Annotated in this window: 13 protein-coding genes; 11 read left to right on the forward strand and 2 right to left on the reverse strand. The window is 51.9% G+C overall.

Going from position 1 to position 11,362, the window contains the following annotated elements; genetic code table 11:
• Positions 1 to 181 precede the first annotated feature (181 nt).
• The 10 genes from LPA02S_RS08600 (at position 182) to LPA02S_RS08640 (ending at position 7,963) form a co-directional block, all read left to right on the forward strand.
• Positions 182 to 415 (forward strand): DUF1146 family protein, encoded by a 234-nt coding sequence (locus LPA02S_RS08600; RefSeq protein WP_056956569.1) that lies wholly within the window; start codon positions 182 to 184, stop codon positions 413 to 415.
• Between the two features lie 62 nt (positions 416 to 477).
• On the forward strand, positions 478 to 1,467 hold the full coding sequence (locus tag LPA02S_RS08605; protein WP_054648796.1) for a rod shape-determining protein: 990 nt from the start codon (positions 478 to 480) through the stop codon (positions 1,465 to 1,467).
• A 15-nt stretch (positions 1,468 to 1,482) separates the two neighbouring features.
• Entirely contained in the window at positions 1,483 to 1,656 is a 174-nt protein-coding gene (locus LPA02S_RS11550) for a DNA-directed RNA polymerase subunit beta (protein ID WP_082607867.1), read from the forward strand.
• 10 nt (positions 1,657 to 1,666) lie between these two features.
• Positions 1,667 to 1,936 (forward strand): membrane protein insertion efficiency factor YidD, encoded by a 270-nt coding sequence (gene yidD / locus LPA02S_RS08610; protein ID WP_054648798.1) that lies wholly within the window; start codon positions 1,667 to 1,669, stop codon positions 1,934 to 1,936.
• Complete coding sequence (locus LPA02S_RS08615; protein WP_054648799.1) at positions 1,936 to 2,157, forward strand: DUF2969 family protein; 222 nt, start codon at positions 1,936 to 1,938, stop codon at positions 2,155 to 2,157. The genes yidD and LPA02S_RS08615 overlap by 1 nt, the downstream gene beginning before the upstream one ends.
• A 97-nt stretch (positions 2,158 to 2,254) precedes the next feature.
• A complete protein-coding gene (locus LPA02S_RS08620; RefSeq protein ID WP_082607868.1) occupies positions 2,255 to 3,418 on the forward strand; it encodes an FtsW/RodA/SpoVE family cell cycle protein in 1,164 nt (387 codons plus the stop codon).
• Positions 3,419 to 4,113: 695 nt separating this feature from the next.
• On the forward strand, positions 4,114 to 4,938 hold the full coding sequence (locus LPA02S_RS08625) for a MetQ/NlpA family ABC transporter substrate-binding protein (protein WP_056956571.1): 825 nt from the start codon (positions 4,114 to 4,116) through the stop codon (positions 4,936 to 4,938).
• A gap of 161 nt (positions 4,939 to 5,099) precedes the next feature.
• Entirely contained in the window at positions 5,100 to 6,164 is a 1,065-nt protein-coding gene (locus LPA02S_RS08630; RefSeq protein ID WP_056956572.1) for a methionine ABC transporter ATP-binding protein, read from the forward strand.
• Positions 6,164 to 6,853: a methionine ABC transporter permease gene (locus LPA02S_RS08635; RefSeq protein WP_056956573.1), complete on the forward strand. Its 690-nt coding sequence runs from the start codon at positions 6,164 to 6,166 to the stop codon at positions 6,851 to 6,853. The genes LPA02S_RS08630 and LPA02S_RS08635 overlap by 1 nt, the downstream gene beginning before the upstream one ends.
• Before the next feature lie 243 nt (positions 6,854 to 7,096).
• Positions 7,097 to 7,963, forward strand: coding sequence for a helix-turn-helix domain-containing protein (locus tag LPA02S_RS08640; protein ID WP_082405279.1), 867 nt, complete (start codon positions 7,097 to 7,099; stop codon positions 7,961 to 7,963).
• A gap of 142 nt (positions 7,964 to 8,105) precedes the next feature.
• On the opposite strand, the gene LPA02S_RS08645 is transcribed toward LPA02S_RS08640, so the two are convergent.
• Together LPA02S_RS08645 and LPA02S_RS08650 are read right to left on the reverse strand one after the other, a co-directional pair.
• Positions 8,106 to 8,603, reverse strand: coding sequence for a universal stress protein (locus LPA02S_RS08645; RefSeq protein WP_054648803.1), 498 nt, complete (start codon positions 8,601 to 8,603; stop codon positions 8,106 to 8,108).
• An 81-nt stretch (positions 8,604 to 8,684) separates the two neighbouring features.
• Positions 8,685 to 8,957: a hypothetical protein gene (locus tag LPA02S_RS08650; RefSeq protein ID WP_054648805.1), complete on the reverse strand. Its 273-nt coding sequence runs from the start codon at positions 8,955 to 8,957 to the stop codon at positions 8,685 to 8,687.
• Positions 8,958 to 9,463: 506 nt separating this feature from the next.
• Here LPA02S_RS08650 and LPA02S_RS08655 point away from each other — a divergent pair.
• Positions 9,464 to 11,239 (forward strand): hypothetical protein, encoded by a 1,776-nt coding sequence (locus LPA02S_RS08655; RefSeq protein WP_056956574.1) that lies wholly within the window; start codon positions 9,464 to 9,466, stop codon positions 11,237 to 11,239.
• Positions 11,240 to 11,362 lie beyond the last annotated feature (123 nt).

Genomic DNA, 11,362 nt, shown 5'->3' on the forward strand with positions numbered 1-11,362 from the left:
CCCCACGTAAGCCGTAGCTCGCCAACCCGACTAACGCGGCCGGCAACCACTATTGCCGCAACCCCACCATTGCTTTGCAGGCATGCACCTCGTAACTTAACGGAATATTTATGCAATCGGGGTGTGCAACGCTTTAGTGTTGGTCCCGTTTTTGGTATTATGGTACGCGGAGGATTTTATAATGGACACTTCTTTAGGTCTCAGCGCCGCTTTCACGTTCATGTCACACCTAGTGTTTATCATCATGTCTTGGCGACTGCTGATTGTGTTGCGTTTTGATAAAATTCTCAAACCCAACCGCGTGAATGAATCGCGGTTACTGTTGTTTTTTATCGCCGTAGCTTTGGGATACCTGGTGTCATCATGCTTTCTATCACTAGTCCAGGCGGCGCGTAACCTGTTTTACTTACTATAAAAGTCGCCACGCAACCTATGTTATAATGTGACGAGTAAACATCTGAGGGGAGAACATTTTTCATGGCAAGAGACATTGGGATTGATTTGGGGACGGCTAACGTCCTGATCAACGTCAAGGGCAAAGGCATTGTCCTGAACGAACCATCCGTGGTCGCCGTTGACACGCAATCCGGTAAGGTCGTTGCGGTCGGTACCGAGGCGTACAAGATGGTTGGCCGGACTCCCGGCAACATCCGCTCCATTCGCCCGCTCAAGGACGGCGTCATTGCCGACTTTGACATTACCGAGGCAATGCTGGAGTACTTTATCAACAAACTGAACGTTAAGGGCTTCATGAGCAAGCCTAGTATTCTGATCTGCGCGCCCACCAACATTACGTCCATCGAACAGAAGGCCATCATTGAGGCAGCTGAAAAGTCCGGTGGTGGCAAGGTATACTTGGAATTTGAACCCAAAGTGGCTGCCGTTGGTGCCGGTCTCGATATCTTCCAGCCTCAGGGTAACATGATTATTGATATCGGTGGTGGTACTTCCGACGTTGCCGTTCTCTCCATGGGTGAGATTGTAACGAGCCGCTCCTTACGGTTGGCCGGTGACAAGATGGATGCCGCTATCGTGAGTTACGTCAAAAACAAGCACAAGTTGCTGATTGGTGAACACACCGCTGAGCAACTAAAGATTAACATTGGTGCGGTTTACGAAGCTGACGAAAAGCAGACCATGCAGGTACGCGGTCGCGATATCGCCACCGGGCTGCCCCGTGAGGTCGAGGTGACCGCTACAGAGTTGCAGGAAGCGCTCAGTGACGTGATGGCTTCCATCATTGCGGCAGCTAAGGAAGTGCTCGAAATGACGCCACCAGAGCTGTCTGCGGATATTATTGACCGCGGAGTTATGCTGACCGGTGGTGGGGCGCTGCTGAACGGTATTTCGCAGTTGTTTGCGTCCGAGCTACACGTGCCGGTGCTGACAGCGGAAGACCCGCTGGATGCCGTGGCTTTGGGAACGGGTGTGTTGTTGGACAACATCCAGCACCACAAGCAGTACTAATCTAGGTGATTATCTTTGTTAAAGACTGATGCGATTAAACGGTTTGGTGCGCGGCTGCTAATTGGTGCCGGTATCTGCATAATTTTGTTAATATTGGGGACCATGATCGGCTTTGCCATCGGCGGTAGTAATCCGTTCGCCGTTTTTTTGCCCAGCACCTGGACGCACATCGGTAAGTTTTTAGAGTGAGGTGTTGGTTATGCGGTGGTTACTGACAAAGTTGATTCGGGGATACCAGCGGTTTATTTCGCCGTTACTACCGGCTTCGTGCCGATATTACCCCACCTGTAGCCACTATGCCATCACCGCGATTGGCCGCTTCGGTGCACTCCGTGGATCGTTAATGGCGGCGGCGCGGATATTACGGTGTAATCCTTTGGTACCCGGTGGTATTGATTATGTACCGGACCACTTTAGTTTACGCCGTAACCCGGCAACAACTGACAATCAGGCAAGTGGGGTTAAGTAATGAGTAAAGAACAAAAGGTGAAACTGACCATGGCGGATGAACAACGTGGTGGTCAGACCGTGTCCGTCTTAAACATGGGCCGACAGGAATTGGGCTACATCCGTACTGATGGTGACCGGTTCGTGGCGGTTGTGAGTGGTAGTGAAGAGACAGACCGGTTTAAGACCGAAGATGACGCTGTAAGCTTTCTAATTGCAACGTTTCACCTGCACCAGCACTAGGTTTTAAGTTAAAGGGGGTCAGTGCGTGGCCACTGATAACGAAAAAGAGCAACAACAGCAGGGGGACCGTATTGACTACGGGATCATCCTGACCATCATGCTGTTAGCGTTGGTCGGTTGCGCAGCCATCTTTATGGCAACTGCCAATGCCAGTAGCACGGGGGCGGCAATCAAAGCCGTCATTATGCAAATAGTTTGGTATGCGATTGGGGCTGCTGGTATCGCGGTGGTCATGCGGTTTGACACCGAACAGTTATGGCGGATTGCCCCCGTACTTTATTGGGTCGGCATCTTCCTACTTATTGCCGTCCTGTTTCTGTACGACCGGCAAACGGCGTTAGCTAACGGGGCCAAGTCCTGGTTTAAGTTTGGGCCGATTACGTTTCAGCCCAGTGAAGTGATGAAGCCAGCTTACATTTTAATGTTGGCGCGGGTGGTCACTTTACACAATGCTCAGGTTAGTCACTCAGTGCGCAACGACTTTCGGTTGTTGGGTCAGATGCTAATTTGGACCCTACCCGTGGTCGTCCTGATGATTTTGCAGCACGACTTTGGTAGTACGTTGGTATTCCTGGCCATCTTTGCCGGGGTGGTGCTCATATCGGGAATTAGCTGGAAGATTATCCTACCGGTGGCCATCTTTGCGGTGGTAGTCGGCGGGGGGACCATCCTCTTGGTTACCCAATCCTGGGGACGCGTGATTTTGGAGCGGGTAGGGTTTGAAGCCTACCAATTTGCGCGGATTGACTCGTGGTTGGATCCGTCTGGAGCTACGTCAGGGAATAGCTATCAGCTATGGCAAGCGATGAAGGCCATCGGTTCTGGCGGTCTGACCGGTAGTGGGTTAGGCAATTTGCAGGTTACGGTGCCCGTCCAGACTTCCGACATGATCTTTTCGGTTATTGGCGAGACGACCGGGTTCCTCGGGTCTGGGGTATTGATACTGTTGTACTTCCTGCTGATTTACCAGATGATTCGCGTGACGTTTGATACCAAAAATGAGTTTTACGCGTACATCTCAACTGGGGTCATCATGATGATCATTTTCCACGTTTTTGAAAATGTCGGGATGAACATCGGGTTACTACCACTAACGGGGATTCCGTTGCCGTTCATTAGTTCAGGGGGGTCATTCCTACTGGCGAACATGTTGTCTGTGGGGATGGTGCTGTCGATGCGCTACCACTACCAGAGCTACATGTTCAGCCGCGATCGGGAAGACTTCAGTCAGGTACAATTAACGCCCAAACGCAATGAATAATGGTGAAGGGCTGTGCCAAAAGGCGGTCAGTTCCCGGTATACAAGGCGGCATCAGCGGAAATCTCGAACTTAGGATTTCTGCTGATGCCGTCTTGTATGTTAGGGAGTTGCCTTTTGGCGCGCGACCACGATGTATCGTTCGTGTGCCAAAGGCTTCTGTCACAATCCCTTTTTGTAGGGCACGGAGTAGAACGTCTTCTGGTCAGCATAGCCCATTTATAGCGGTCAGCCTTGCTGAATAGGGCTGCAACCAACCCAATTGAGGCGTCGTTCAATAACAGCGACTCACACCAAAAATTCACAATCGACTCATTCTAGGGTTGACATTACCCCTGCTTCCGCGTACCCTATATTTAAATCATCAAACGTAAACGAGTGACGTGAGAGAGATGGTGCATACGACCTAACAGAGACCCCGGATGGTGCGAATGGGGAGGTACGGTGCCCAGAGAATGGCTCACTGATCGGTGCGCCGAGTTCCCGTATGGGGATTAGGTGGCAATGGCTGGCATCCATTATCTTGCACACGGGTTGTTTGACTCGTTAGTAAGGCTCGTGACTGCAGCACGAGCGATTTAGAATGGTACCGCGGGACTCCGCTTCTAACAGTTGGTTAGGGGTGGAGTTTTTTTACGTTTGGTGGTACGTCCAACCGCAAATAAAAAATACGATTTCAATTATGGAGGGTTTTACACATGAAGAAGAAGTTTGTTGCACTCACAGCATTGGTCGCTGCTTTGCCGGTTTTCCTGGCCGCATGTGGTAGTAGTAGTTCCAGCACCAAGACGACCACCGTTAAGATTGGTGTGATTGGTTCTGACGCTGACGTTTGGAAGCCAGTGGCTAAGCGCCTGAAGAAGCAAAACATTAACTTGAAGCTAGTTGAGTTTACCGACTACAACAAACCTAACCAGGCTTTGCTGGACGGGGATATCGACCTGAACGCGTTCCAGACCATCCAATTCCTGGATAACTGGAACAAGGCACACAAGTCGAACATCGCGAATGTCGGTAACACGTACATCGGACCGGTTCGTCTGTACTCACAGAAGGTTAAGAAGCTTAGTGCGTTGAAGAAGGACGCCAAAGTGGCGATTGCAAACGACCAGACCAACGAAGCTCGGGCCCTGGAACTGTTGCAGCAGGCGGGTTTAATCAAGTTGAACCCAGACAAGACGTTCCCAACCACCCGCGACATCACCAGCAACAAGTTGAACCTGAACATTACGCCCGTAGATGCATCCCAGACGGCGCGTTCACTGACCTCGGTTGACGCGGCCGTGGTTAACAACGATATCGCGCTGAACGCTAAGCTCAAGCCAAGTAGCGCTATCTACGTGGAAAAGATTACTAAGGCCAGCAAGCCGTTCGTGAATGTGGTTGCGGCTACCAACAAAAACAAGAACAACAAGGTTTACAAGAAGGTTGTGAAGGCTTACCAGAATGAGGCCACTAAGAAGGTCATCAAGAAGGTGTACAATGGTTCTACCGAGGCTGCATGGGACTTGTCCTTTAAGTAGCCAGTACTGCTTGAGTGAGGATCACCGCCCGGCATGATTGCGGGACGGCAGGGGCACCGTTACTCAAACCCGTGCTTTGGGTTTAAGCGATGGTGCTTTTGTCCGATATGGATATGGCCAGTGCACTCAAATGAACCGTGAGGATAGTAGGAGGAACAGCGATGAGCGATGCACCAATCATCACGTTGCAGGATGTTGACGTGTTATTCGAAGAAAAGAAGCAGGAGGTCCACGCGGTGGATCACGTCGACTTGGAGGTTAACCGGGGCGAAATCTACGGTATTGTGGGTTACTCTGGTGCCGGTAAGTCCACCCTGGTGCGGCTCATTAACAGGTTACAGCGGCCAACCAGTGGGACCGTGACCGTTTTGGGTGACGATATGGCTAAGTTATCGGCTAAGGAGTTGCGCGACAAACGGCACAAAATCGGCATGATTTTCCAACACTTCAACCTGATGGCAAGCCGGACGATTGCGGACAACGTGGCCTTTCCGTTACGTGGAACCATGCCGAAGGATCAGATTAAGAGCAAAGTCGATGAGCTACTGGAGTTGGTCGGGCTCTCCGAACGGGCTAAAGCCTATCCTGCCGAGCTATCTGGGGGCCAAAAGCAACGGGTTGGTATTGCCCGCGCACTCGCGTCTGACCCTGAAATCCTCATTTCTGATGAAGCAACTAGTGCGTTGGACCCCAAAACGACGTCATCCATTTTGACGTTGTTGAAGAGTTTGAACCAGAAATTGGGGCTGACCATCGTGTTGATTACCCACCAAATGGAGGCCGTGAAGCAGGTATGTACACGCGTCGCCGTGATGGATGCCGGGAAGATTATCGAACGGGGTTCGTTGGTGGATATCTTCGCCCACCCGCAAAAGCAGTTGACCAAGGACTTCATTGATACAACCATTCAGTTGGATGCAACTTTGACTGCCTTGAAGCTCCAGCCGGCCGTTCAGGACCTCGGACCGGGTAACCGGCTCGTCCGCCTGACGTATGTGGGCGACACCACGGATCAGCCACTGGTGGCGACCCTATACGCTGAATACGGGGTGAGCGCCAACATCCTCTTTGGGGACATTCAGAGCCTGCAGAACACACCGTTTGGTAACTTGATCGTTGTACTCACCGGTGCAGCGGACCAGGTTGAGGCGGCGCTGACGTACCTCAAGCAAAACGATGTCACCGTTACGGATGTGGACCTGGAGGCAGTTGGGGGTGAGGACTAATGATGCAATTTTTTGAAAAGTTTTTCCCGAACGTTGTCCCGTTGTGGAATGGTGATGATGGGGTGGTTGACGCGATTAACCAAACCCTCTACATGACCTTTTGGACCAGTTTAGTAGCGGGCATTATCGGCCTCTTGCTGGGAATTATACTACTTGTGACTGACGAACACGGTATTTTGGAGAACCGGCCATTTTATTCGGTTCTGGACAAAGTGGTCAACGTGTTTCGTTCCATTCCGTTCGTCATCCTGCTGGCCATCCTGAATGGGGTTACCCGCGTGATTGTGGGGACCGGGATTGGCTCTACCGCCGCCCTAGTACCGTTAATTGTGGGTTCCGCACCGTTTTACGCCCGGCAGGTACAGAATGCGCTTTTAACCGTTGACGCAGGCGTGGTGGAAGCGGCCCAGGCGATGGGGACATCGCCAGTCGGTATTATCTTCCGCGTATATCTACGCGAAGGCTTGTCCGAGTTGATTCGGGTTTCCGTACTCACGATTATCAGTATCATTGGTTTAACGGCAATGGCCGGTGCCATTGGTGGTGGTGGTTTGGGTAACTTGGCAATTAACACTGGTTACCTACGCTACGAAAACGACGTCATCTGGGTCAGCCTGATCTTCATTCTGGTCATGGTCTTCATTGTGCAATTTATCGGCGATTTACTTGCACGTAAGACTCACCATTAGACGAATATCTATTTACGGTTGTACGGCCGGTTAATTATTGCTTTGTGTAATGATTGAGCAAGCTAACCGCTTATCGAGACTGTCATTTAATCCTACTATAAGCCCCCGCGCTAAAAATATTTTAGTGCAGGGGCTTTCTTTTTATGGATATAATTAACCTATAGTTGTTTGTTGCTTGGTATGGCAGTATTTGTACCAGAGAATTGGTGGACACGATTGTGACCGCCAGAGGGGTGTCTGTATATGGTAAATGATGGACAGGAAGTACGGATTTTAGGCGACAGGGTACGTTATTTTCGTAAGCTCCGGGGGATGTCACAGAGTAAGCTCGCGGAAGGCATTTGTACCCAGGCGACGATTAGCCTCGTTGAAAAGAGGAACAAAGTTCCGAGTATGAAAATTCTTGTACGGATTGTCAGACGATTAGGGGTAGAAATGACTGATGTGGTGGTTGAACCACAAAACACGGTGCAAATAGCGTTGAACCGCGCCATTAGTGCAATTCGTCAGCGTCAGCCACAGCAAGCCGCACAGGAGCTTGAGGTTTTGGAAGATGAAACTGATTTGCGGACTGTTGACGACCACAAACGTTTCTACTATGTTCGTGGAATGATCGAACTCATCGGTAACCACAAACCCGAGGAAGCAATTTTCTACTTCAACCGGGTCCTGCAACTCTTTGCCGGTGAGGATGCGGATGTATACGCGGTCATGGCCGTGTTGGGATTAGCGTTGGCGTACGCAGACATGGATAACCTACAACGGACGCGAATCTATGTTACCGAGGCGCTAACCTTGCTGCAGGACATTCACCGGGAAGGGGATACGTTCTTAGATAGCGCGCTACTCATTAGGTGGTATATTTGTAAAGCGCTGTTCCAACTGGGAGACCACAAAGAAGTGTTGGAGCGTACCGAGGACGCAATTAACCTAGCCGTGGATAATGAACGCTTGTTCTTACTCGATGAGTTCTACGCGCTACGGGCACGCTGCCTTGTGCAACTACGCGCTGAGAACACCACCGAGGCGTATACGGTCGCAATCTCCCTGGCTAGTGTTAATCAAAACCACGACTTAGCGGCGAGTCTACAAGCGGAAATAGCTAGTTAAGTCAAAAGTTGCAACGTTATTTATCAATAAATGATTTGGGTAAAAAAGACACCGACAGGTCGTAACGTCAAGCGTTACTCTGTCGGTGTTATTTTTGTCAGAACACAGACACCACGATGTGGAAAGGTGGTGTGCTTGTGCACTATTCTTCATTATCTGGTGATGGCTGCTTAGTGGTGGCCAGGACTGGTTTATTGGCCAAATCCGTCCGGACAACGAGTACGTCGCAAGGTGCTTCACGAGTGACGTAAGCAGTAACAGACCCAATCAGTAGCCGCTCAACCGCGTTCAGTCCAGTGGCCCCAATCATGATCAAATCAATTTGGCGTTCCTTCGGGATGTCGCGGGCAATCACAGTCTTAGGCGCACCATACTCGATGGTGTAACTAACGTCCTGCAAGCCGGCGTCCTGCGCGGTCTGCACGTAGTCGGCCATGGTCTTTTTGGCGGCCGCCGTTACCTGTTCAACCATTGCTGAGTCAAAGCTGGAGACGTTTTGGAATGCCCTGGTATCCACAATGTGTACCAAGAGTAGTTCCGCATCGTTCCGCTGGGCAACGGCGATGGCCTTCTTAAATGCAATCTCCGCCTCGTAAGAACCGTCGACGGCGACCAAAATGTGTTTGTATTGTTGAAGCATAAGCCCACCTCCTTCATTAGGTTACCTTAAGCATACAATGTTGTGAAAGCTTTTTCAATGACAATGAGAGCGTGATTGGAATCATAGGTAGCGCGTAAATGATAGCGCAAACAGACCCATGATTGCTGCCCCCAGAACGAGTGCGACTAGGGCTAGATTCACAATGTTCACAAAAGCTGACACCAACGACAAAACCGCCGCCACTATGAGGCTGTACCCAGTCAGACCCATAGCTTGGGCTAGCGGTGTGCTGGGTTGAGTAAAGGTGAGAAATGGTTTGGTCCGGTGACTAAGTAGGTACCAAGCAATGGCGGCTAGAATAACGGCGTACAGAAGCATTAGAATCATTAACATTATTGTCTCCTTAAGGGTGAGCGTAGTTGCGTGCTCATTTTAACCACAAAAAAACTGGCGCGAGGCCAGCCAAAAGTTGTCTTTTGATTTGAAGGACTAAATGGTGCCGTTGTAGCTTCCCAATTCTTGTGAACCCGCGATAAAGCAGGTGGGAATATATGCAGCGCGCTCGTGTGTGCTAAGTGATATAGCACAATTGTCGTGCTAGTCCCATATTCCCAATGTAATGAGAATGTTCGGTCAACTGATTAGAGGGAAGAGCGAACACCTTAGTGGCTTCATCAATAATATAGCATTATCCACCACCAGATACAATACTTTGTTCTTGGTAAAATTTGTCTAAAGCGCGGGAGTGCGGCATTGACAACGTTTGCAAGATGCTGAAGCGGTGTTAACTGAGCCTGACGTTATTCAAGCTTAACGTCGGGGTCATGTTGACCAGTTGTCCGTTCGCGTCTTTGCCCATTATCGTGGTATTGTAGGTAAAGAAATGGGGGATCACAATCATGCAAATGACGGACGACATGCAACAAATATTCGCGCACGGAATGGGCGCACTCCGCACCGATCTGCCGGTACGAATCTTGCGACTCGGTGGATGGAATCAACCCACCGCCGCCGACTCACGAATGAGTCCGTACCTCTACCCAATCAGTGACGCGGCGGCCATTATTATGGGTGCGCAAACGGTCGACACCCACTTGGCCTGGTCGAGTTGGCGCGCCGCCGTGGACACCGCCCCAGACATGGTGGGGGTGAGCGCTTGGACGCCGACCAACGCGGGGGTGCGCGTGCAGTTAGCGTTGCCCGAGGCCATTTTTACCGACCTGTTTACGGATTCCGGCAAAGAGGTACAGGCTCAGGGCTATGTTACTTACCGTAACGGTTGGTATTTGCGCTGGGCCCAACGCCTGCAGCGTCGATTGCCCGGCATCGCGCAGTTGTTGCGGCCCTCCGCACCAGAATTTTCACCGGCTGGGGTGGATTTCACTAATCTGCGGCGTTACCAACAAACGGTGGGCGAACCAACAATTGGTGCGGTTCCCGGTACCGTCACGTTGGCTGGCGTCCGTTTGACCGAGCGCGGGGTATTGACGGTTGACCTTGACCTGCCTGCTGATTGTATCCCGGACGCGGCTCACCTGGCAGCCCTACGCGACCTGTGCTGGTTGACGTTGGCGGTGAACGACGATGAAACGGCGCCTTTGCCTGAATTGGCTCGAGGGTTCGCGAATGTGGCGGGTGACCAGGGCGATGGGTGGAGCGGATTATCCGCGATGCCCCAGGAAGCCGGGCAGCCCGCAGGAACGATTCTACCCGGATTTGAGCACGAAGCTTTGACGCAACAAATCTACCTCCGTGCAGGACTGGTTGCAGGGATGGGCGTGACGCCGTTGGGCACAGAGCTGTGGTCTTTGGACGGGGAACAGCAAAGCGTCATTATTGCTGGGCAGCAGGTGGGGCTGAACCCAGACGCGGCCGTTGCGTTGACCCGTAATCGGGACGCCCTGATGCGCTTCCTCGGCACCCATGGGTTGGTCGTACCCCGCGGTAATACTTACCGCAACGCTGATGCGGCGGTGGCGGATTTTGACCGTAGCTTTGGCCACAAAAGTATTTTTGTTGGCGGTACCGATACCCAGGGCCCCGGTTCTGGCAGCGTGGCCATGCCGGTGCCACCGACCCCTGAGCGGTTTGCCGAGGTGGTGCGTGCACTGGGTGACGATATCATGGTGCAACTGCTGGCCCCGGGTAGCCTGTACCGTTGCCTAGTGCTGGATGGCAAAGTTTTAGCCGTGCAGGCGCGAGATTATGCGTACGTCGTGGGTGACGGTCGCCATGACGTGGCTGCTCTGTTGGCGGCTAAACGCACTCGACGGGCAGCGGCTGGTCAACCGACTTTGGCGCTGGATGCCGGGGTCACCGCAGGGCTAGCACGGCAAAACGTGACGTCGGCGAGCGTGATTCCGCGGGGCACCCAGGTGTACCTCGGCCGGGATACGGCGGCGTTTGTAGCCGGAGAATATTGGGATGATCGCGCAAGTCTCGATCAGAGTTATGACGTGGTTGCCGTTCAGGCCGCGACGGCGTTGGGGTTACGTTATTGTACGGTTGACCTAGCCGTCATCAACGGTTTTATCGCCTACAGCGAGGACCAGGCGGAGTTGGCGCAAGTGGTCGGTGTGGACGCGACACCGGACTTGGTGAGTTTCTTACGCCCTACGATTGGGGACGGTAATGACTTTGCGCCGGCAGTATTAGCAGCGGCTTTGGCAAAATAATGCACAGAAAAAACGGGTACAAGTACACGCGGCGTGGGTGCACTATGCCCTGTCAAGTTGACAGATGAAATATTATAAAGTTGAATCTGCCTCTAAGCGGCTTCATTCCAGTACTCATCTGGG

This window comes from Lacticaseibacillus pantheris DSM 15945 = JCM 12539 = NBRC 106106 (genome assembly GCF_001591865.1).
GTDB classification, from domain to species: domain Bacteria; phylum Bacillota; class Bacilli; order Lactobacillales; family Lactobacillaceae; genus Lacticaseibacillus; species Lacticaseibacillus pantheris.